Consider the following 21,726-nt stretch of genomic DNA (forward strand, 5'->3'; position numbering starts at 1 on the left):
GTTTATTTCCTCCCCGCAATGAGGCCGAGCTTCATCCGCGCCCATTCGCTCTTGGCGAGGACAAAGCCCTTGCCCTTGCCGCGAATCTCGTCGCCGCTCTTGCCGGTGTTCTGGTGGCGCTTGCCACTCTTGAACGCCATGACCTTGCCGGTGGCCGTGACCTTCACCCGGCGGGTCATGCTCTTTTTGGTCTTCATCTTGGGCATGTCTGCTCTCCTTAGTCCGGTCGCGCCCGCTTGGGTGGGGCTTCCGTCTGGGGTGCGGGCCGTCTCCTTCGGGAAACTGTTGGTCGCCCTGCCCCACTTGACCAAGTGGAAACTATACGCGGGGGGCGGGGGCGGCGGCAAGGGGTCAAGCGGGCCGGCAGGCTTTTATCTCAACTCGGTTGAGGGCTGAGGAGACGGAGGGCAGCCAGGGGGTTGAGGCGGAGCTGGCGAACAAGTGCGGTGACGTGACGCGTCTGTGAGGACAGCAGGGCCAGGACCACGCCATTGAGGACAGCGCGTCCTTGAGCACCTTTGCGCAGACGGCATCGGTCCTCGTGAAGGACAGTGTCGCGACGATGGTGCGAGCGGTTTTCGATCCCCCAATGACCCCGCCAATAGTCCTCCGCTTCCTGAGCCGTCAGCAGCCTGCTGCTGACGGCATAGCGGACTTCTCTCGTCTGAGTGCCGTTTCGGCGGGTGATGCGGTGTTCGCGGCGGATCAGCGTCTTTACTTCGGGAAGGGCTTGAGAGATAGCTTCGGGAATGTCCGTGATGACTTCGGTACGCCGCTCCCACACCTCTCCACTACGGTGTTCCACGTCCGTGACGCCGTTCTGGACGGGGTAGCTGAAGGCCAGCACGGCCCACTCCTTCAGCTCCTTGACGTTGTTTTTGAGGGGAACAAGGTAAGCTCCGCCTGCCTCAATCACCTGTGTGGTGAAGCCACGATCGGTGTACGCGGCGTCCAAGGTCAGCAACCAGTGTTCACCAAAAAAAAAAACCTGTCCGGCCCGCCGGAGGTGGGGGCCAGAGGAGACCCATGCAGACACCCCCCCCCCCCCCCGCCCCCTCCGAGCGGGCCGCCCCCGCTGCGGCGCGTGCCCCCTACCTTCCCCCCCGTGTACAGGACCTCGGTCCCTGGCAGGCGGTGACCCTGGCCTATTCCGTGCCCGGCGGCCCCGGCGGGCTGCTCAACCCCGGCGGCTCGGCGAACTCCGGCCCCTTCTGACGCCCCTCCCCCTCCCAGGAGACCCCATGACCCCATCCTCCCGAACCCTACCCAAGCGCCTGCTGCTCGCGGGCTTGCTCGCCCTGGCCGCCTGCGGTCAGGCCCCCCAGACCAGCCTGCCGAGCGCGCCCGCCGCGGGGGCGGCCCCCGCCCGCACGCCCGTGCGCAGCCTGGGCCTCTTCGAACTCAGCGTGACGGGCGCGACGACCGCCAACCCCACCGCGACCGTGCGGCCCGCCGCGGGCCTGAGCGCCCAGGCGAGCGAGGTGCCGGGCCTCTCCTTCGAGCCGCTCTCCTTCGGCACCTTTACCGACGAGAAAAACGGGATGCGTTACCTGCGGGCCACCTTCCGGTTGACGAACGGCTCCGGGCAGGCCCTCTCTGACCTCGCCCTGGTGCCCATCGACACCGAGGGCCAGAACGCCACCGTGGGCGCGACGCCCTTTCGGGACGTGCGCTACTTCGACGGCTCGGACGCCTCCGAGCGGGCGCAGGCCCTGCGGGTGGACACCCCCCGCCGCCTGAACTCGGCGACCGGGGCGGTCGAGCCGGACCCCGACGCCACCCCCCTCGTCGGCAACCTCAACACCGGGGACGCGCAGGTTCCCGTTCCCGCCGGGCAGCAGCTCGCCGCGGTCGCCCACGAGGGCTGGCAAGCAGGTGCGGTCCCGGCGGGCGGCAGCCGGGTCGTGACCTTTGCCACCCGCATTCCGCTGTCGGGCACCCCGGCCCGTGACCCCTTCGCCTTCCGCATCGTCTTCACGGCGCTCGACAACCCCGGCCAGAATGCGGCCCCCCTGACGAATATCGCTGCCGTACAGGGAGCGACGCCGAGCGGAGACGCGGCCAGCCCGCTCGCCGGACAGACGGTGACCGTCGAGGGGGTGGTGACTGCGGTCACCCCCGGCCTGAGCGGCTTTTTCCTCCAGGAAGAGGGCCTCGATGCCGACGGCGACGGGGCGACGAGCGACGGCATCTTCGTGTTCTGCGGCAGCACCTGCCCCAGCCTGAGCGCGGGCGACCGGGTGCGGGTGACCGCCCAGGTGACCGAGTTCCGGCGCAGCTACACCTTCAACCGGGGTCAGCCCTCCGAGGAGACGGTAACGGCCCCCTTCACCCTGACCCAGCTCACGAACCCGGCGGTCACCGTGCTCGCGCAGGGCTACGCGCTGCCCGCCCCCGTGACGGTCGCGCCCAACCTGCCCCTCGCCGAGCGCGAGCGCCTGGAGGGGATGCGGGTCACCACGACGGGCGTGGTCACCAACAACTTTCCGCTGGGCCGCTTCGGGAGCGTGGACCTCGCCGCCGAGCGCATCGCCAACTTCACCCAGGTGAACGCCCCCAGCCAGGCCGCCTACGCCGCTTTCCTGGCCGACCTGCCCAACCGGACCCTGCGGGTCGACGACGGGAGCACCGCCCAGAACCCAGCCTCCGTCTTCGGGCGGGACGGGCAGCCGCTGGGCGCGGCGAACACCCTGCGCGGAGGCGACACCGGCACCGTGACGGGCGTGCTGCACTACGACCACGACGGCTTCGGGGACCGCAGCGGCAGCGCCTTTGTCTACCGGGTGCAGGCCGAGTCGGCCCTCTTCCAGGCGACCAACCCCCGCACGGACGCCCCCGCCGCAGTGGGCGGCACCCTCAGGGTCGGCTCGATGAACGTCCTGAACTACTTCACCACCCTGGTAAGCAGCAATACGGGCTGCACGCCCAACGGCACGAGCAGCAGCTCGCGCGGGGCGAACACCTGCACCGAGTTCGAGCGCCAGCGGGCCAAGATTGTTGCGGCCATCACCAAGCTGGACCCGGCGGTCCTGGGCCTGCTGGAGATGCAAAACGACTTCGACCGGGGGGCGAACAGCTCGGTGGCCAACCTCGTCGCGGCGCTGAATGCGGCGACGGCCCCGAATACCTACGCCTATGTCAACCCCGGCGCGAAGGTCGGTTCGGACGCCATCTCGGTCGCCATGATTTACCAGCCCGCCCGCGTGACGCCCGTGGGGCAGCTCGCCATCCTCGATGCGAGCAAGGACGCCCGCTACATCGACACCTGCAACCGCCCGACCTGGGCGCAGACCTTCCAGGCCAATGACAACGGCGGGCGCTTCACAGCGGTCATGGCGCACCTCAAGAGCAAGGGCAGCCCCTGCTCCGCCCTGAACGACGCCGACCGGGGCGACGGCCAGGGCAACGCCTACCTCGCCCGCGAGCGGGCCACCGCCGCGCTGGTGGACTGGCTGGCGACCAACCCCACCGGGATTGCCGAAGACGACCGCCTCATCATGGGCGACCTCAACGCCTACGCCCAGGAGACGGCGGTGCAAAACCTCGTCGCGGGCGGCTACGCCAACCTGTTCCCGAACACGGCCTACTCGTACCAGTTTGACGGGCAGTGGGGCAGCCTCGACCACGCCCTCGCGAGCAGCAGCCTGCGCGGGCAGGTCACCGGGCAGACCAAGTGGCACATCAACGCCGACGAGCCGACGGTGCTGGACTACAACGTCGAGTTCAAGAGCGCGGCGCAGCAGGTCAGCCTCTACGCCCCCGACCCCTTCCGCTCCAGCGACCACGACCCCGTACTCGTGGGCCTGAACCTGACCGCCCAGACCCCGGTCGCGCCCCCCACCCCGGTCGCCAGTGTCTCGCTGACTCCGGAAACGGCGGCCCTGACCGCCACGGTGGGCGGCCCCAGCGTCTCCCAGAGCTTCACGGCGACGGGCACGAACACCACTGGCCCCCTGACGGTGACGGTGACCCCGCAGCCGGGCGCTCCGACTACTGGCGCTCCAACTGTCAGCGCCCCGGCGACCGTCACGAGCGGCGCGGCCTTTAACGTCACCGTGTCGGCCCCGGCGGGCACCGCGCCCGGCACCTACACCTACGAGGTGAAGGCGGAAGGCAGCGGCGCGAGCGATACGAGCACGCTCACGGTGACGGTACAGGGGGCGGCTTCCGGCCCGTCCAACCTGGTCATCAGCCAGGTGTATGGGGGTGGCAACGTGGCGGGCGCGGCCTACCAGTCCGATTTCGTCGAACTCTTTAACCCCACCGCCGCCCCAGTCAACCTCGCGGGCCTGAGCGTGCAGTACGCCAGCGCGACGGGCACGGGGAACTTCGCCAAGGCTGCCGACCTGACCGGGACCCTCCAGCCGGGGCAGTACTACCTCGTCCGCCTCGCGACCGGAACGGCGGGGAACGCCCCGCTGCCCGCCCCCGACGCCAGCGGCACGACCAACATGAGCGGCACGGCGGGCAAGGTCATCCTGGCGAACACCACGGCGGCGCTCGCCTGCAACGGCGGCAGCACCCCCTGCACCCCCGCGCAGCAGGCGCAAATCATCGACCTCGTCGGGTACGGGAGCGCCAACTTCTATGAGGGGTCGGCCCCCGCGCCCGCGCCCAGCGCTGCCGACAGCATCTTCCGCAAGCTGAACGGCTGCCAGGACACCAACCAGAACGGCCAGGACTTTGCGGCGGGTGCGGCGGCCCCGCGGAACAGCGCTTCTCCCCTGAACGTCTGCAACTGAACCCCCTCCCCTTCCCTCGCCCCCTCCCTGCTGCGGAGGGGTTTCTCCTTCTTGCTTTCGCCGCAGCGTTCTCCCCACTCCGTGCGTTAGCCTCTTCCCCATGACCTCTTCCCCCCGCCCCGTCACCCTAGTGACCGGCGCGACAGGCGGCATCGGCACGGCGCTGGCCCGCGCCTTGGCACAGACGCATGACCTCATCCTGCACGGACGGGGGGGCGAGCGGCTGGAGGCGTTGTGCGCGGAGCTGGGTGCCCTGCCCCTGGCCCTCGACCTCACCCGCCCGGACACCTTTGCCCCGGCGCTCTCTGCCCTGGGCCGAGTGACGAACGTGGTGCACAACGCGGGAGTGGTGGAGCTGGGGGCGGTGGCCGAGCAGGAGCACGCCACCTGGACCCACACCCTCGCCGTGAACGTGGTTGCCCCCGCCGAGCTGACCCGGTGGCTGCTGCCCCGCGTGCGGGAGGAGCGCGGCGCGGTGGTCTTCGTCAACAGCGGGGCGGGCCTGCGGGCCAATCCCGGCTGGGCGAGCTACGCCGCGAGCAAGTTCGCGCTGCGGGCGCTCGCGGACGCCCTGCGGGAGGAAGAGGCCCCTCACGGCGTGCGCGTCTGCACCGTCTATCCGGGCCGCACCGCGACGCCCATGCAACAGTCGGTGCGGGCACAGGAGGGCGGCGCGTACCAGCCGGACGCCTACCTCACCCCGGAAACGGTGGCGGCGACCCTCCGCTTCGTGCTGGAGGCCCCACGTGACGCGGTGCTCACCGACGTGACCGTCCGGCCAGGGGTCCGCTAGTGGAGCGCTACGACGCCGTGATCGTGGGGGCGGGCGCAGCGGGCCTCAATGCCGCGCTGGTGCTGGGCGGCTCCCGGCGCGAGGTGCTGCTGCTTGACGGCGGCCCCACCCGCAACGCCGCGGCGCGGGCGGCCCACGGGGTCTTCACGCGGGACGGGGCCGCGCCCACGCAGCTCAAGAGCCTTGGGCTGGCCGACCTCGCCCCCTACCCAGTCACGGTGCGGCCCGGCGTGGCCCGTGAGGTGAGGCCCTGGGACGGCGGCTTCGCCCTGCGGCACGACGGTGGCTGGGCTTTCGCCCGGCGGCTGCTCCTCGTGACTGGGGTGCGCGACGTGCTGCCGGGCGTGCCGGGCCTGCGCGAGCGCTGGGGCCGCACCGTTCACCACTGTCCCTACTGCGACGGTTGGCCGAGCCGCGAGTCGGCCCTGGGCGTGCTCGGCTCCCATCAGGAGGGCCATCACCTCGCCCTGAGCGTGCGGGCGTGGTCTGACCGGGTCGTGCTGCTGACGAACGGCCCCGACGAACTCACGAACGAGCAGCGGGAGGACCTGCGGCGGGTGGGAGTTCCGGTGGTCTCCACCCCAATCCGGCGGCTGGAGGGAAAGGACACCGTGCGGGTGCGCTTCCGGGATGGCGAGCGCCTGACGCTGGACGCCCTTTTCCTGAACCCCACCCAGGTGCAGCGCAGCCACCTGCCCGCGTCTCTCGGCTGCGCGATGAATGCCAAGAGTCGCGTCGTGGTCAACGAGCACGGCATGACCAGCGTGCGCGGGGTGTGGGCCGCCGGGGACATGACGGGTGCCCCGCAGTACGTCATGAGTGCCGCCGCGAGCGGCATGCTCGCCGCCATCTCGCTCAATACCACCCTGATTCACGAGGACGTGCGCCGAGCGGGGGCCGCCTTTCACAAGTCGCCCGGCGAGCCGCAGTCACCCCCGCCGAGCGGAGGCGAGGCGTCGTGACCCGGCCCGACCTCCCCGTCTTCGAGGTGCTCCCGGAACTGCGGGCGGCGCTTGCAGCTCACCCGCTCGTCTTGCTGCAAGCCCCGCCCGGCGCGGGCAAGAGTACGGGATTGCCGCTCGCGCTGCTGGAGGAACCCTGGCTCGCGGGGCAGGGGGTGGTGCTGCTCCAGCCCCGGCGGGCGGCGGTGCGGGGGGTGGCGGCCCGGCTCGCCCAGACGCTGGGCGAGGAGGTCGGCGGGACAGTCGGCTCCCGCGTGCGCTTCGAGTCGCGGGTGTCCGCCCGCACCCGCATCGAGGTCGTGACCGAAGGGATTCTCACCCGCCGCTTGCAACGAGACCCCGAACTGAGCGGGGTGGGGCTGGTCCTCCTCGACGAGTTTCACGAACGCTCGCTCGACGCCGACCTCGCCCTCGCCCTGCTGCGCGACGTGCAGGGTGCCCTGCGGGACGACCTGCGGGTGCTCGTCATGTCGGCCACCCTCGACCCCGCCCTCCCGGAGCGGCTGGGAGCACCCCTCGTTCGCAGCGCGGGGCGGGCCTACCCGGTGGAGGTGCAGTTCCTCCCGGCGGACCCGGCGGGGCGAGTGGAGGACGCCGTCGCGCGAGCGGTGCGGGAAGCTCTGGCCGTTCACCCGACCGGGGACGTGCTCGCTTTTCTTCCCGGCGTGCGCGAGATTCGGGGGGCGATGTCGGCGCTGTCCGGCGCAGACGCCCTCGTGCTGCCCCTTTTCGGAGACCTTCCCCTGGCCGAGCAGCGCCGGGCCATCCTCCCCGACCCCCAGGGGCGGCGGCGGGTGGTCCTGGCGACCTCCATCGCCGAGACGTCCCTCACCCTGGAGGGCGTGACCATCGTGGTGGATGGGGGCCTGAGCCGCACCCAGGCCTTTGACCCCCGCACGGGCCTGACCCGCATGGTGACCACCCGCGTCACCCGTGATGGGGCCGAGCAGCGGGCCGGGCGGGCGGGCCGCACCGCTCCCGGCGTGGCCTACCGCCTCTGGAGCGAGCGCACCCACGCGGCGCTGCCCCAGCGCCGCCTCCCCGAAGTGCTGGAAGCCGACCTCGCGCCCCTCACCCTCGAACTCGCCGGGTGGGGTGCCCCCGACCCTGCGGCGCTCGCCTGGCTCGACGCCCCGCCCGCACCCCGCGTGGAGGCCGCCCGCGGGGTGCTGCGCGAGCTGGGAGCGCTGGACGCCGCGGGCCGCATCACCCCGCAGGGCCGGGCGCTCTTGGAGCTGCCCACCCACCCCCGCCTCGCGCACCTGCTGCACGGTGGGCAGGCGCTGGGCCTGGGGTCACTCGCCGCCGACGTGGCTGCGCTGCTGGAGGAACGCGACCCGCTCGGCGCCGGGGCGGGGGCTGACCTGACGGACCGGGTGGCGGCGCTGCGGGCCTGGCGGCGGGGCGAGCGGGGCGGGGGAGAGGTGAGCGTCCTGGAGCGGGCCGAGCGCCTCTCGCGGCAGTGGCGGCGCGAGCTGGGGGTGCGCCCGGACGACTCGCCGCCGGACGGCCCCTCCGTGGGACAGCTCGTCGCCCTCGCCTACCCGGAGCGGGCAGCGCTGGCGCGGGCGGGCGGTGGGGGCCGCTTTCTCCTCGCGGGGGGGCAGGGGGCGCGGCTGCCGGAGGGGGACGCGCTGGCCGCAGCGCCTGCCCTCGCGGTGGCTCACCTCGACGCGGGGACCGGGGAGGGCCGCATCCACCTCGCCGCCCCCCTCGACCCCGCCGCGCTGGACGCCCGCGCCGAGTGGCAGGACACCGTGCGCTGGGATACCCGCAGCGGGGCGCTGGTCGCCGCTCGCGAGCGCCGGGTGGGGGCCTTGGTCTTGGAATCACGCCCCCTGGAGGGGCTGCCGCCCGGAGAGCGGGTCGCTGCCCTCGCCGGGGCCATCCGCAGCGAAGGGCTGCATCTCCTGACCTTTTCCCCGGAGGCCGAGCAGCTCCGCGCCCGCGCCCAGTCCTTGCGGCAGTGGCGTCCGGACGAGGGTTGGCCCGACCTCTCGGACTCCGGCTTGCTGGCGACACTGGAGGAGTGGCTCGGCCCCCACCTCACGGGCGTCCGCACCCGCGAGGAGCTGGAGCGGGTGAACCTCGTCCCCGCCCTGCAAGCTCGGCTGCCCTGGCCGCTGCCCGCTCGCCTCGACGAGCTGGCCCCCACCCACCTCTCCGTTCCCAGCGGCTCCCGCGTGCGCCTGACCTACCACCCGGATGGGTCGCCGCCCATCCTCGCCGTGAAGTTGCAGGAGCTGTTCGGCCTCGCCGAGACGCCGACCGTGGACGGGGGCCGCCGTCCCGTGCGGCTGCATCTGCTCTCGCCCGCCGGACGCCCGGTGCAGGTCACCCAGGACCTGCGCTCGTTTTGGAACAGCAGTTACTTCGAGGTGCGCCGCGAGCTGCGGGGCCGCTATCCCAAGCACCCCTGGCCGGACGACCCTTGGAGCCATGTGCCGACGCGGGCGACGAAAAAGCGCCTGTAGCGTTTGGCCCGTCGCTTGTGGCTCGTGGCTGGTGGAACAAAGAAAAAGAAGGAGGGGGAGACGTGAGTGACCGTCTCCCCCCTCCCTCTCCAGGCTCACAACAGTTGCGCGAGTGCTCCTCCCAGCAGCGTCAGACCCATCACGCCTAGCATGGCGGCGGCGACGTGCCGGGGCGGGGCGGGGGCCAGCTCCCGCGCGGGGGGGGGCGAGATGGCTCGCCGCGGGCGGTGGGCGGTGCCTCCCCGCGCCATCCCGGTCATGCGGCCCGCCCGTGTCCGCCCGCGGGGGCGGCGTGCAGGCTGCCGAGGGCGGCTTTGAGGTGCTTATAGACCTCGCGCTGAAGCTCCAGGTCTTCGGGGAGTTCGTACTTGAGCTGCTCCATCGCCTGCACGAGGTGCGCTCCGCCGGGGCTGCGCTCGTGGTCGGGCCGCGCCCATTCGGGCAGCTCCGGGGTGACGGCGGGTTCGCGCCGCTGGTCGTTCCAGTCGACCCACTGCTTGGGCAGGTCATAGAGGTAGCGCCCAATCCCAAACTGCACCGCGCAGCGTTTCAGGGCGTCCGAGGCGGCGGCCTTGAGGGTGGCGTACTCGCCTTCCCCCGCTTCGCCGATGTCCTCGCGGGTCACGCCCAGCACCGTCAGGCGGCCCTTGACGGCGGGGTGAGGAGCGCCCGAAATGACTTCCAGTTCAAAGCTCCAGCCATCCGGGCAAATCGCGTCGAGGCGGTCTTGGACGGCGCGGGCATCCACGTACGCGAGCAGCAGAGCGCGGGTGCGCTCCTTGTTAAAAGCTTGCGGCTTCCAGCTCACCAGATGAGCGGGAAACGGAGCCTGGAGTCGTTTCTGAACATCGCTCAACTTCATGCGTTTAGTTTATAACGTAACACCATTACGGTCAAGACAGAATGGTTTGGTATCGGCGGGGTCAAATACGAAAAAACCCCGGCGGGAGCCGGGGCTTCGGGGAGGAGGTCGGGGCGGATTACTTCGTTTCGGTCAGGCTGTAAGAGCCGCTGCCGGAGTAGGCGTAGACCTCCCAGCGGTAGGTGCCCTGAGACGCTGCGTAGGTGATGCTCTCGCTGCTGCTTGCGCCCTCGCTCGCGGCCACGTCGGCCCAGGCGCTGCCATTCCACTTCTGGAGGTAGAGGTCAAAGTCGGTGCCCGCTGGCCCGCTGAGGGTGGCCTTGAGGGTGCCGCCCGCGTACGAGAAGCCGCTTGTGCCCGGTTTATAGGAGCTGGTGCGGCTGCTCACGCTGCCCGTGTAGGTCGTGGTGGTGCCCGTCGAGGGAGGCGGCGTGGTCGCGCCGCTGCCGACGTACAGCAAGCGGTTGGGGCTGCCCGTCATCGCGTTCGTCACCTTGCCGGTGGTGGCATTCCCCAGCAGGGCGTTCGTGACGGCGCTGTTGGTGGTGTTGCCGCCCGCGATGAGGAGGGCAATCGCCCCGGCGACGTGCGGAGTCGCCATCGAGGTGCCACTGATGGTGTTCGTGGCGGTCGTCGAGCCAATCCAGGTCGAGGTGATGTTGCTGCCCGGCGCAAAGATGTCCAGGCACGAGCCGTAGTTGCTGAAGCTGGAACGGGCGTCCGTGTTGGTGGTGCTGCCCACCGTAATCGCGCTCGCAGCGCTCGCGGGTGACACGTTGCAGGCGTTCTGGTTCTCGTTGCCCGCCGCGACCGCCATAATCAGGTTCTTGCTTGCAGCGCTGTTCACGGCGTCGTTGACGGCCTGGCTAAAGCCTCCGCCCAAGCTCATGTTGGCGACCGCCGCCCCGCTGCCCTTGTTGCTCACGGCCCAGTTCACGCCCGCAATGACCCCGGAGTTCGTGCCAGAGCCGTCGCAGCCCAGCACCTTCACGGCCACGAGCTGCACGCCCTTAGCGACCCCCCAGGTGGCGCTGCCCACCGTGCCCGCCACGTGGGTGCCGTGGCCCTGACAGTCCGAGTTGTTGCCGTCCCCGGTGGTGTTGGTGCCCCACACCGCCCGGCCCCCGAAGTTGGTATGCGCGGTGTTGATGCCCGTGTCGATGATGTAGGCCTTCACGCCGCTCGCGGTCGAGTTGTAGACGTAGTTGCCGTCCATCGGCAGGTCACGCTCGTCGATGCGGTCCAGGCCCCAGGTCGCGCCCGTCTGGGTCGCGCTCATGCGCATCACGCCGTCTTGCTCGATGTACTTCACCCGTGGGTCGGCCCGCAGCGCCTGAAGGTTCTGGGGGCTGAGGCGGGCCGCAAAGCCCTCGATGGTCTGCGAATACAGGTGCTGAATGGTGATGCCCTGGGGGTCGAGGTTCAGCGCCCGAATGAGGCCGCCCGCGTCCTGCGCGCCCAGGTTGCTCGGTGCCGCGCCCTCGCTAAAGACCACGATGTACTGCCCGGCGATGGCCTCCGGGTTGTCAGTCCCCAGCAGGGGGGCCAGCGTCCGCGTGGGGCGCGGCGCTGAGGAGGCGTCCGCCGCAGGTGCGGCGGGGAGCTGGGAGGTCGGGGTCTGGCTGCCGCAGGAAGCGAGCAGCAGGGCGAGACCGAGCAGGCTGAGCAGGGGGCGTGCGGTCATAAATTTCCTCCAGGCAATAGGGTCAAAGGGCCTCCGGCGTCACCGGAGGGCAGAACGAACTTTTCCGACGTCATGGATGTAGCACAGCTCTTGAACTCTTCTTCATGCAAACATCTAGACAAGACGCTAAAATGCCGTCACTTTTTCCGATTGAAAAGTAAAAACCCCAAAAATATTTAGAAAGACAAGTTAAGAGGCTGTTTATCTTCCAAATATTCTGGGAGCGAGAGCGCTGGTTCTCACCCATGACCCATCTGTGAGCTAGCCCCCACACAGGTGTGATGGCGTGGGTGCTCTCCTACCCCCACAACGAACCATGGGGACGTCAAGGAGCGTCCCCATGGTCGCAGCGGCGTGATTTTAGCGGCTGGTAGGCGGAGTCGGGAGGGCCGCCGGAGTGGTCGTGATGGGGATGCGGGCGAGCTGCGAGTCGAGGTACTTTTGGGCGGCGTCGCGGGCGAGCTGTTCGCGGATGAGGGGGGCGACCTCGGCGAGGGGCGCGAGGCCCGCCGGCGTGCGGCGGGTCACGACGAGGACATGCCAGCCGTATTCGGACTGCACGAGCTGGGGCTGGTTCAGGGGGGCGGCGAAGGAGGTGCGGTCAAACGGCTCGACCGTCTCGCCGGGTTCAATGCAGCCGAGGTCGCCGCCCTCGGCGGCGCTGCCGGGGTCCTGGCTCTTTTGCCGAGCGATGGCCGCAAAGTCGCCGCCCGCTGCGAGGTCACGCAAGATGGCCTGGCCCTCCGCCTGACTGGGCACGAGGATGTGCCGCACGCACGCCTGAGCGGGGCGGGTAAAGGCCGAGCGGTTGAGGTTGTAGAAGCTGGACACCAGGGCGTCCCCGAAGGTCAGGCGCCCCTTAATCCCTTCCAGGTAGGCATCGACGACCAGTTCGCGCTCGATGTCGGCCCGCAGCTCGGCCTCGCTCGCAAAGCCGTTCGCCGCCAGCGCCTCCCGGTAGGCAGCGTCGGTGTCGAAGCTCTCGCGGGTTTCGGCAAGCTGGGCGTCGACCTGCGCCGCCGTGACCGCCGTGCCCCGGCGGGCGAGCTGATACACGGCCCGGTCGCGGGCGTACTGGGTCAGGAACCCGCTCCGCGCCCCGGCAAACTGCGCCAGCGCGTCTTCCGAATAGGGAATCCCCTGCGCGTTGAGCACCCGCGCGACTGCCAGCCGGAAGGCCCGCTCGTACTCGCCGAGGGTGATGACTTCGCTGCCCACCCGCGCCACCACCGCCTGAGGGTTGGCTGCCGCGGGGGCGGGCGCAGCCTGGGTTGGGGAAGCCGGAGCGGTCGGGGTGCTCGGCGTGCCCGTGCTTTGGGCCAGGGCCGCGCCACTCAGCAGCAGCGCGAGCGTGAGGAAGCTCTTTTGCATCTGTCCACTGTAGCGCGCTTGGGGGCCGCCGCCCTCAGAACCCCCGCTGCTACAATCCCCCCCGATGCGCCTGACCCTCGTGCCAGCCCCCGACCCCCGCGTGTACGACGACGCCGTTCGTTCGCTGCCCATCACCAGTCCCCTCCAGGGCTGGGGCTACGGCGAGGCGCGGCGCACGCTGGGGCAGGAGCCGTTGCGCTTCTTGATTCGGGGGCCGGGCGGACAGACGGTGGGGGCGCTGCAACTGCTGCGCAAGCGGCTGGTGCCCGGCTTCTCGACCCTCTACGCCCCGCGCGGCCCGGCCCTAGAGTCGCTCGACCTGCTCCCCGCCGTCGCGGAGGCAGTGCGCCGGGTCGCTCGCCCTGGCGACGCCCTGCTCAAGATTGAGCCGCCCCAGCCCGTCCCCGCCGATGGCCGCGAGGTGGTGCCCTCCGACTACGGTCCTTTTCGCCGCGCCGAAACCGAGCAGCCCGAACACACCATCGTCGCGGACCTCACCCGCTCCGAAGACGACCTCTTCGCGGGGTTGCACTCCATGGCCCGGCGCAACGTCCGCACTGCCCAGAAGCTCGGCGTGGTGGCGGGCCGAGACGACGATTTCGAGGCCTTTTGGGAGATTTTTACCGCCACGAACGAGCGGGCGCAGCTTGGTGCCTTTCCCCGCGCCTACTACGAGACGATGCTGCGCGAGGGCAATGCCTACGGCGGCGAGGCTTACCTCGTGCTCTCGCGCTCCGAGGGGCGGGCGCTCGCGGGCGGCTTGTTCCTGGCGATGGGGGGCACGACCGCCTACCTCTTCGGCGGCAGCGTGCGCGACGACCGGCTGCGCGAGGACGGCACCCCTTACAAGGACGCCAAGGCCCCCGACGCCTTTTACTGGAACGCCATGCTGGACGCCAAGCGCCGGGGCTACACGCTCTTTGACTTCTGGGGCATTCCGCGCGTGCTCGACGAGAGCAAGCATTCCTACGGCGTCTTCAAGATGAAGCTGAAGTTTTCGGAGATGCGGGTGTGGTACCCCGCCTATGACCTCAGCCTCAACCCCGCCGCGCCCGCCATCGTGAGGGCGCTGCGCTGGCGCAAGACGCGCAACAACCTCAGGAAGCGGGGCAGCGCGGACGACGTGCTGTAAGGGCGTGTGGCCTGTGGCTGGCGGCGTGTGGAGTGAGGGGCACAGGCCAACCGCGCCCCTCCCCGCTCGTGTTACCTTGAACCGAGTTCAAAACCCCCCCCAGGAGCCGCCATGATTGACTTTTCCCTCACTGACGAACAGAAGCAGCTTCAGCAACTCGCCCGCGACTTCGCCCGCAAGGAAATCATCCCGGTGGCCGCCGAGTACGACCAGAAGGAAGAACTGCCCTGGCCCGTGGTGGAAAAGGCCTTTGAGGTTGGCCTGCTCAATGTCGCCATTCCGGAGCACGCGGGCGGCTTGGGCCTGGGCATGGTCGACGAGTGCCTCATTGGGGAAGAGCTGGCCTACGGCTGCATGGGCATCTACACGGTGCTGATGGCCTCCGAGCTGGGCATCACGCCCATCCTGGTGGGCGGCACCGAGGAGCAGCAAAAGCGCTTCCTGACCCCCATGACCGAGAAGCCCAGCCTCGCGGCCTTTGCCCTCAGCGAACCCAACAACGGCTCGGACGCCGCCGGGATGCACACCACCGCCGTGCTCGACGGTGACGAGTGGGTCATCAACGGCACCAAGATGTGGATTTCAAACGGCGGCGTGGCCGACCTCACGGTCGTCTTTGCCACCACCGACCGCCAGGGCGGGCACCGGGCGACCGTCGCGCTCGTCGTCCCGAAGGACACGCCCGGCCTGTCCTACAACAAAATCAAGCACAAGCTGGGGCAGCGGGCTTCCCTGACGAGTGAGCTGGTGTTCGAGAACGTGCGTGTGCCGCGCGCGAACCAGCTCGGCGGCCTGGGCGACGGCTTTAAAATCGCCATGAAGACGCTCGACAAGACCCGCATCCCGGTCGCGGCGGGGTCGGTGGGCATCGCCCGGCGAGCGCTCGACGAATCGGTGAAATACGCCAAGGAGCGCGAGGCCTTTGGCAAGCCGATTGCCCAGTTCCAGGCCATCCAGTTCAAGCTTGCCCAGATGGCGATGGGCATCGAGACGGGCCGCCTGATGTACCTCAAGGCCGCGTGGCTGGTCGACCAGAACCTGCCCCACGGCATGGAAAGTGCCATCGCCAAGGCCTATTGCTCGGACATGGCCTTTGACGCCGCGAACGAGGCGATTCAGGTGCACGGCGGCTACGGCTACGTGGGCGAGTACCCGGTCGAGAAGCTGCTGCGCGACGTGAAGCTCAACCAGATTTACGAGGGCACCAACGAGATTCAGCGGGTGGTCATCAGCCGGAATCTGCTGAAGTAAGAAGTGATACAGCAAGGCCCCTGGCGTTCGCGCTGGGGGCCTGTTGGTTGGAGGGCAGTGTGGGGCAGAAGACCGGCTCGCTCCATCAAGGCGAGCCACCGACGGGCACCGTTGCGGTCACTATGGGCTTTCCCTCGCAGCGAAACCAGCGCTGCGGCAGGTCGAGGGCAGGAAGCCCGACTTCCGGCCATTCAACCCTGCTCTCCCGCTCCCCACCACGTACCGCGCCAGCGCTCAGCTTGACTTCCTCCGCGTCCGCCCCAATAGTGAACCAATCCAGAACTCAGAAAGGCAGGGTGTTCCAGGTGGGAACGCTCCGGGACAGGCAGGCCCTCGACATGTCTCCACCGTCAGCCACAGAAGGAGGATTGCCTATGCAGCGAGTCGTTTTAACCGTTCTGTTGGGAGTGCTGACCGCCGCCCACGCCCAGAGGGTGCAGGCTCCTATCCCCATCGGGATTGCGGTCGCGCAGACGAGCAACACCGCTCTATTGGGGCAAGAGCAGGTCATCGGGGCGCGTATGGCCGAGAAGTACATCAACGCCCGCGGTGGCATCAACGGCACGCCCATCCGCCTGATTTTCCAGGACGCGGCTGGGGACGAGAACACGGCCATCAACGCCTTCCAGAACCTGATTACCAAGTCGGGGGTGGTGGGCATCGTGGGGCCGACGCTCTCGCAGCAGGCTTTTGCTGCCGACCCCATCGCCGAGCGGGCCAGGGTGCCGGTGCTGGGGCCGAGCAACACCGCCAAGGGCATTCCGCAGATCGGCGCATTCATCGCGCGGGTGTCGGCTCCGGTCGCAGTGGTCGCCCCCAACGCGATTCGCACGGCCCTGCGGCTCGACCCCAAGATAAAACGCGTTGCCGTGCTGTATGCGCAAAACGACGCCTTCTCGGTCAGCGAGACAGGAACCTTCCAGGAAACGGCCAAGGCCCAGGGGCTGGACGTGGTGACCGTACAGAAGTTCCTGACCACCGACACGGACTTCACCACCCAGGTGACCGCCACCCTGAACGCCAACGCTGACCTGGTGATTGTCTCTGGATTGGCGGCTGACGGTGGCAACCTGGTCAAGCAACTGCGGCAACTGGGCTATAAGGGCCTGATCGTGGGCGGCAACGGCCTGAACACCTCCAACATCTTCCCGGTGTGCCAGCAGTACTGCGATGGCGTGATTATCGCGCAGGCCTACAGCCCCGCGCAGGCCAGCGCCGCCAATCAGGTCTTTGTCCGCGATTACCGCGCTCAGTACAAGAAAGACCCACCGCAGTTCGCGGCCCAGGCCTACGCTGCCGTGCAGGTCATGGCCGACGCCCTGAGGGTGATCGACCGCCGCAAGAAGCTCACCAGCTGGGAACTGCCCGCCCTGCGCGTCGAGCTGAATAAGCAGATTCTCGCCGGGAAATACAACACTCCCCTCGGCGAATTGCGCTTCGACAAGGACGGCGAGATTATCCAGAAGCAGTTCTATGTCGCTCAGATCAAGATGAAAGACGCCAAAAATGGCTCGTTTGTCTTCCTGAGATAGGCCTTCAGCCGTCAGCTTTCAGCCTGAACGACGCTGATGGCTGAAGGCTGACCGCTGAAGCTCGACCGCGCCCTGGAGGTCACATGGAGCTGAGCCAACTCGTCCAGAACCTGCTCAACGGTCTCGCCATCGGCAGCGTGTACGCCATCTTCGCGCTGGGCTACACGCTGGTGTTTTCCATTCTGGGCATCATCAACTTCGCGCACGGGGCCGTCTTCACCCTGGGCGCTTACTTCACCTACACCCTGGTGGTCGGGCAATTCGAGAACAACGGGCTGCTGCGGGGCGTCAACCTCTTTCCGCAGGGGTCCCCCTTCGCGGGCAGTCCCTGGACCTTTGCGCTGGCGACCCTCATCGGGGCGGTGGTCGCCGGGCTGATCGCGGTCCTGATTGAGCGCCTGGCTTTTCGGCCCATGCGGGCGCGGGGGGCCGAACCGCTGCTGGCGCTGGTGAGCAGCCTGGGCGTGGCGCTGGTGATCGTGAACCTGATTCAACTGCTGGTGGGGGCCGAAATCTACAACTTCCCGGCGAACGCCTATGGGGAGGTGCGCCCCGCCCTGAGTTTCCAGCTAGGCGAGCGGGTCGTCATCATCCGCACGGTGCAGCTCATCATCTTCGCGGTCAGCCTGGTCATGCTGGCCGTGCTGGGCTACGTGATCGGGCGCACGCGGGTCGGCAAGGCGCTGCGGGCGGTGGCCGAGAGTCCGGGTACGGCCAGCCTGCTGGGCATCAGCGTGGACCGCTTCATTCTCATCACGTTCTTCCTGTCGGGCGTGCTGGGCGGGCTGGCGGGCACGCTAGTGGGCACCGCGTTCGGAGTGGCGGGGCCGTATTTCGGGGTGACCTATGGCCTCAAGGGGCTGGCGGTCATCGTGCTGGGGGGCCTGGGCAGCATTCCGGGGGCAGTGGTGGGCGGGCTGGTGATTGGTTTGGCCGAGGCCTTCGTGCCCGGCGACTACAGCGCCTACAAGGACGCGGTGGCCTTTGCGCTGCTGTTCGCGATTCTCCTGGTGCGCCCGCAGGGGTTGCTGGGCCGCACCCAGATTCAAAAGGTCTGAGATGGCGGACTTTCTCGCGCAGTACGGCTTTCTCATCGTCACGCTGGTGCAGGCGGGGCTGCTGGGCCTGAGCCTGTACTTTCCCCTTCAGGCCGGGCAGCTCAGCCTCGCCAGTCCCGGCTTCTACGCGGTGGGCGGGTATGTGGCCGCCATCCTGCTCACCAACCCGGCCTATGCAGGGCTGCGCGAGACGCTGGGGCAGGGCGTCTTTCCGCTGACCTGGCTGGCAGCCGCGCTGCTCTGCGGGGTGCTGGGGCTGGTGGTGGGGGTGCCCGCCCTGCGGCTGCGCGGCATCTACCTGGCCCTGGCGACCATCGCCTTTGTCGAGATTCTGCGGGTGGTGAGCCTCAACCTGGAGGTGACCGGGGGGGCAGTGGGCATCTTCGGGATTCCGCAGGCGTTTGGCTTCGGGGAGCGCTGGCAGTACATCTTCTTGTTCGGGCCGCTGCTCGTGCTCACCCTGCTGTTCGCCCGGCAGCTCGAACGCTCGCGGGTAGGGCGGGCGTTCCGGGCCATCCGCGAGGACGAACTCGCCGCCGACGCGATGGGCGTGCCGCCGACCCGCTACAAGGTGCTCGCCTTCGTGATCGGGGCGGTGCTGGCGGGGGTGGTGGGGGCGATGAGTGCGCCCTTTCTCAACACCTGGAACGCCCGGCAGGGGTCCTTTGACGCGTCCATCGCCATTCTGGCCTTTGTGCTGATTGGCGGGTCGCGCAACATCTGGGGGCCGGTGGTGGGCGGGGCACTGCTCACGGCCATCCCTGAGCTGCTGCGCTTTCTGGCCGACTGGCGGCTGGTCATCAACGGGCTGGTGCTGGTGGTGGCGAGCCTGTATCTGCCGCAGGGCATCGTGGGGGCGCTGGAGCGCTGGCGGCGCAGGCCCCCGCCCCGGCGTCCGGTGCCTGCGCCCAGTCCGGCAGAGCTGCGCGGGGGGAGGAGAACCCCGTGAATGCCCCTCCAGTGCAGGCGACGACCGTCCTGGAGGCGCGGGGGCTGACCCGGCGCTTTGGCGGTCTGGTGGCCGTGAATGACGTGAGCTTCAGCGTACGGGAGGGCGAGATTTTCGGCCTGATCGGGCCGAACGGGGCGGGCAAGACCACCCTCTTCAACCTGATGACGGGCCTTACCCCGCCGAGCGCGGGCACCCTGAGCTACCGGGGCACGCGGGTGACCGGCCTCGCACCGCACCGGGTCGCGGCGCTGGGCCTAAGCCGCACCTTTCAGAATATCCGGCTTTTCCGTGCGCTCTCGGCGCTGGAGAACGTCAAGATCGCCCAGCACGTCCGTACCGGGGCGGGGCTGTGGGCGGGCGTCTTCGGGACGGCGCGGGCCGAGGAAGCGCGGGTCGAAGAACGGGCCTGGGCGCTGCTCGACCTGGTGGGGCTGGCGGACCGGGCGGGCGAACTGGCCGCCAACTTCAGCTACGGCGACCAACGCCGACTCGAAATCGCTCGTGCACTGGCCACCGAGCCGCGCGTGCTGCTGCTCGACGAACCCGCTGCGGGCATGAACACCGCCGAGAAAGCGGCGCTGACCTCCTTCATCCGCGAGGTGCGGGACCGCTTCGACCTGACCGTGCTGGTGATCGAGCATCACGTGCCGCTGGTAATGAACCTCTGCGACCGGGTGGCCGTGCTCAACTTCGGGGAGCTGATCGCGGTAGGCGACCCGGCGAGCGTGCAGCGAGACCCCAAAGTCATCGAAGCCTACCTGGGGGGAGAATGACGCCGCTGCTCGACATTGAGAACCTCACCGTCCACTACGGCGCGATTCAGGCTGTCCGGAACCTCAGCTTGCAGGTGGAGGAGGGCGAGGTCGTGACCCTGATCGGCGCGAATGGGGCGGGTAAGACCACCACCCTGCGGGCCGTCTCCCGCTTGGTGCGACCGCGAGGGGGGCGCATTCTCTTCGCGGGCCGGGACATCACCCGTGCCGCTCCCGATGAGGTGGTGCGGTTGGGCATCGCCCAAAGTCCCGAAGGACGGCAAGTGCTCGCCCGCCAGAGCGTGCAGGACAACCTGGAACTGGGGGCCTACACCCGGCGGGACCGGGCCAGCGTGCGCCGCGACATCGCGGAGATGTACGGGCGCTTTCCCCGGCTGGGCGAGCGGCGCGGGCAACTCGCGGGCACCCTGTCGGGCGGCGAACAGCAGATGCTTGCCATTGCCCGCGCCCTGATGAGCCGCCCCCGCTTGCTGCTGCTCGACGAGCCGTCGCTGGGACTGGCCCCCCTCATCGTGCGCGAGATCTTCGACATCATCGCCCAGCTCAACGCGCAGGGGGTGACCATCCTGCTTGTCGAGCAAAACGCCCGCCTCGCCATGGGGCGCAGCCACCGCACCTACGTGCTGGAGGCCGGGCAGATGACCTTTCACGGCCAGAGCGCTGCCCTGCTCACCGACGAGCGCGTCTTGCAGGCGTACCTGGGAGGGTAGGTCAGTACCCCCGCCCCTCCGCGACCCGTCCCCCCGGTTCTCGCCCCGCCGCCAGTTCTTCCAGAAAGGCCCGCGTGTACTCGGCCCCCCGCGCCGTGAGGTCGGCGGTCGTGCTGGCGACGTGCGGCGTGAGAATCACGTTCTCCCGCGCCCACAGCGGGTGCCCCGGCGGGAGGGGTTCGGGGTCGGTCACGTCGAGGACCGCGCCGCCGAGGTGCCCGGACTCCAGGGCAGCCAGCAGCGCGGGGGTGTCCACCAGGGGGCCGCGCCCCCCGTTGCTCAGCCACGCGCCGGGCTTCAGGCGGGCCAGCACGTCCGCGTTCACGATGCCTCGCGTCTGCGGCGTGTCGGGCAGCAACAGCACCAGCCAGTCGGCCCCCGCCAGCGCCGCGTCCCGCTCGGCGGGCGGGGTGGCCGAGCGCAGCCCGGTGACCCGCGCCCCGTGGGGGGCCAGCAGCTCGGCCAGCCGCCGCCCGATGTGGCCGTAGCCCCACACGACCACGCTCGCACCCTCCAGCGTGCCCAGGTCGCGCCGGGGCTGCCAGCGTTCCCCGCGCTGCTGGTCGCGGAAGCGGTGCAGGCCCCGCGCCGCCGCGAGCATCCCCGCGAGGGTGTGCACGGCTACGGCGCGGGCGTGCAGGGGGCTGGCGTTGTACAGGGCGACGCCGGGCGGCAGCTCGCCCTGCACGTGGTCGATGCCTGCCGTGAGCGTGAGCACCCAGCGCAGGCCGGGCTGGGCGAAGAGGTGGGAGCGTGTTTCGGCGTTCGCGCCCCACAGCACCACGCCCTCGGCCTCGCCGTCCGGCACTTCTCCATTGCGGTAGGGGAGAGGGGTCACGCCCTCCACGGTCAGCGCCCGGAACTCCGGCAGGTCAGGCATCAGCACGCGCATCCAGCCACTCTCCTCTCGTGATTTCCATATGAACGTCGGTGTGGTCGTCTGCCTGGGTGCGGCCCACCTCGCGGAAGCCGCAGGCGGCAAAGGCCCGCTGTGCCCGGCGGTTGTGCCCGAAGGTGGTCAGCCGCACCCGCGTGAGCGGTACCTCCCGCCCCTCAAAGGCCCAGGCGAGCAGCGCCCTGATCGCCTCGCGCCCGTAGCCCTGGCCCCACAGGGGGCGCAGGCCAATCATCACCCCCAGGGTGCCGATGCGGGCCGGGAGGGGCGGCGGCGGGTGGAGGTCGTACAGCTCGGCGCTGCCGATGAGCCGCCCCGCCTCGTCCAGCACCCCGAAGCCCGCCCGCTCGCCGGTCGCTTCCTCCTCCAGCATGATGCGCCGGAAGAGCCACTCCGGAAGCCGGATGGGTTTGGCCCCGTTCCAGTCGGCGAGTTCGCGGTCGCGGAAGAAGCGGTAGAGGGTCGCCCATTCCTCCGGCCCCAGGTCGGGCAGGGGCCTCAGGGTGACCCGGCCCCAGCGCGGGGCGGGCACCGG

General features: G+C 69.6%; 20 protein-coding genes. 12 read left to right on the forward strand and 8 right to left on the reverse strand.

The window, feature by feature from the left end:
* Positions 1–2: 2 nt before the first annotated feature.
* Both rpmI and H565_RS15810 read right to left on the reverse strand, forming a co-directional pair.
* Entirely contained in the window at positions 3–206 is a 204-nt protein-coding gene (gene rpmI / locus H565_RS0110940; RefSeq protein WP_027461068.1) for a 50S ribosomal protein L35, read from the reverse strand.
* Positions 207–376: 170 nt separating this feature from the next.
* Entirely contained in the window at positions 377–964 is a 588-nt protein-coding gene (locus H565_RS15810; RefSeq protein WP_051363562.1) for an ISAs1 family transposase, read from the reverse strand.
* A gap of 62 nt (positions 965–1,026) precedes the next feature.
* Between H565_RS15810 and H565_RS16470 the strand changes: the two genes are divergently transcribed.
* From H565_RS16470 to hrpB, 5 genes are all read left to right on the forward strand, one after another.
* The gene (locus H565_RS16470) at positions 1,027–1,215 is read left to right on the forward strand and encodes a hypothetical protein (RefSeq protein ID WP_027461069.1); all 189 of its coding nucleotides are present in this window, start codon (positions 1,027–1,029) and stop codon (positions 1,213–1,215) included.
* A 26-nt stretch (positions 1,216–1,241) separates the two neighbouring features.
* The gene (locus H565_RS0110955; RefSeq protein WP_027461070.1) at positions 1,242–4,742 is read left to right on the forward strand and encodes an ExeM/NucH family extracellular endonuclease; all 3,501 of its coding nucleotides are present in this window, start codon (positions 1,242–1,244) and stop codon (positions 4,740–4,742) included.
* Positions 4,743–4,842: 100 nt separating this feature from the next.
* Complete coding sequence (locus H565_RS0110960) at positions 4,843–5,535, forward strand: SDR family oxidoreductase (RefSeq protein ID WP_027461071.1); 693 nt, start codon at positions 4,843–4,845, stop codon at positions 5,533–5,535.
* Positions 5,535–6,497 (forward strand): NAD(P)/FAD-dependent oxidoreductase, encoded by a 963-nt coding sequence (locus tag H565_RS0110965; protein ID WP_027461072.1) that lies wholly within the window; start codon positions 5,535–5,537, stop codon positions 6,495–6,497. Before H565_RS0110960 ends, H565_RS0110965 begins: the two co-directional genes overlap by 1 nt.
* A complete protein-coding gene (gene hrpB, locus H565_RS0110970) occupies positions 6,494–8,971 on the forward strand; it encodes an ATP-dependent helicase HrpB (protein ID WP_027461073.1) in 2,478 nt (825 codons plus the stop codon). The genes H565_RS0110965 and hrpB overlap by 4 nt, the downstream gene beginning before the upstream one ends.
* A 95-nt stretch (positions 8,972–9,066) precedes the next feature.
* Here hrpB and H565_RS16475 read toward each other — a convergent pair whose 3' ends face one another.
* From H565_RS16475 to H565_RS0110985, 4 genes are all read right to left on the reverse strand, one after another.
* Positions 9,067–9,231, reverse strand: a complete 165-nt coding sequence (locus H565_RS16475; RefSeq protein ID WP_157469005.1) for a hypothetical protein — start codon at positions 9,229–9,231, stop codon at positions 9,067–9,069.
* Positions 9,228–9,833 (reverse strand): single-stranded DNA-binding protein DdrA, encoded by a 606-nt coding sequence (ddrA, locus tag H565_RS0110975; RefSeq protein WP_027461074.1) that lies wholly within the window; start codon positions 9,831–9,833, stop codon positions 9,228–9,230. The genes H565_RS16475 and ddrA overlap by 4 nt, the downstream gene beginning before the upstream one ends.
* A gap of 118 nt (positions 9,834–9,951) precedes the next feature.
* Positions 9,952–11,517 (reverse strand): S8 family peptidase, encoded by a 1,566-nt coding sequence (locus tag H565_RS0110980; RefSeq protein ID WP_027461075.1) that lies wholly within the window; start codon positions 11,515–11,517, stop codon positions 9,952–9,954.
* Between the two features lie 360 nt (positions 11,518–11,877).
* Positions 11,878–12,888: a peptidylprolyl isomerase gene (locus tag H565_RS0110985; RefSeq protein WP_034409283.1), complete on the reverse strand. Its 1,011-nt coding sequence runs from the start codon at positions 12,886–12,888 to the stop codon at positions 11,878–11,880.
* Positions 12,889–12,952: 64 nt separating this feature from the next.
* On the opposite strand from H565_RS0110985, the gene H565_RS0110990 reads away from it, so the two are divergent.
* The 7 genes from H565_RS0110990 to H565_RS0111020 all read left to right on the forward strand — a co-directional run bounded on the left by H565_RS0110990 (position 12,953) and on the right by H565_RS0111020 (position 20,296).
* Positions 12,953–14,020 carry a lipid II:glycine glycyltransferase FemX gene (locus tag H565_RS0110990; protein WP_027461077.1) on the forward strand — a complete coding sequence of 356 codons (1,068 nt, stop codon included), beginning with the start codon at positions 12,953–12,955 and terminating at the stop codon, positions 14,018–14,020.
* Between the two features lie 111 nt (positions 14,021–14,131).
* The gene (locus tag H565_RS0110995; RefSeq protein ID WP_027461078.1) at positions 14,132–15,271 is read left to right on the forward strand and encodes an acyl-CoA dehydrogenase family protein; all 1,140 of its coding nucleotides are present in this window, start codon (positions 14,132–14,134) and stop codon (positions 15,269–15,271) included.
* Between the two features lie 374 nt (positions 15,272–15,645).
* Positions 15,646–16,803, forward strand: a complete 1,158-nt coding sequence (locus H565_RS0111000) for an ABC transporter substrate-binding protein (RefSeq protein ID WP_027461079.1) — start codon at positions 15,646–15,648, stop codon at positions 16,801–16,803.
* Positions 16,804–16,886: 83 nt separating this feature from the next.
* Positions 16,887–17,861, forward strand: a complete 975-nt coding sequence (locus tag H565_RS0111005) for a branched-chain amino acid ABC transporter permease (protein ID WP_027461080.1) — start codon at positions 16,887–16,889, stop codon at positions 17,859–17,861.
* Position 17,862: 1 nt separating this feature from the next.
* Positions 17,863–18,810 carry a branched-chain amino acid ABC transporter permease gene (locus tag H565_RS0111010; protein ID WP_027461081.1) on the forward strand — a complete coding sequence of 316 codons (948 nt, stop codon included), beginning with the start codon at positions 17,863–17,865 and terminating at the stop codon, positions 18,808–18,810.
* Complete coding sequence (locus H565_RS0111015; protein WP_157469008.1) at positions 18,807–19,586, forward strand: ABC transporter ATP-binding protein; 780 nt, start codon at positions 18,807–18,809, stop codon at positions 19,584–19,586. Before H565_RS0111010 ends, H565_RS0111015 begins: the two co-directional genes overlap by 4 nt.
* Positions 19,583–20,296 (forward strand): ABC transporter ATP-binding protein, encoded by a 714-nt coding sequence (locus H565_RS0111020; protein ID WP_027461083.1) that lies wholly within the window; start codon positions 19,583–19,585, stop codon positions 20,294–20,296. Before H565_RS0111015 ends, H565_RS0111020 begins: the two co-directional genes overlap by 4 nt.
* Position 20,297: 1 nt before the next feature.
* On the opposite strand, the gene H565_RS0111025 is transcribed toward H565_RS0111020, so the two are convergent.
* Positions 20,298–21,188 (reverse strand): D-2-hydroxyacid dehydrogenase, encoded by an 891-nt coding sequence (locus H565_RS0111025; RefSeq protein WP_027461084.1) that lies wholly within the window; start codon positions 21,186–21,188, stop codon positions 20,298–20,300.
* Positions 21,169–21,723 carry a GNAT family N-acetyltransferase gene (locus tag H565_RS0111030; RefSeq protein ID WP_027461085.1) on the reverse strand — a complete coding sequence of 185 codons (555 nt, stop codon included), beginning with the start codon at positions 21,721–21,723 and terminating at the stop codon, positions 21,169–21,171. Before H565_RS0111030 ends, H565_RS0111025 begins: the two co-directional genes overlap by 20 nt.
* Positions 21,724–21,726 lie beyond the last annotated feature (3 nt).

The organism is Deinococcus murrayi DSM 11303, assembly GCF_000482805.1.
In the GTDB taxonomy this organism is placed as follows: Bacteria; Deinococcota; Deinococci; order Deinococcales; family Deinococcaceae; genus Deinococcus; species Deinococcus murrayi.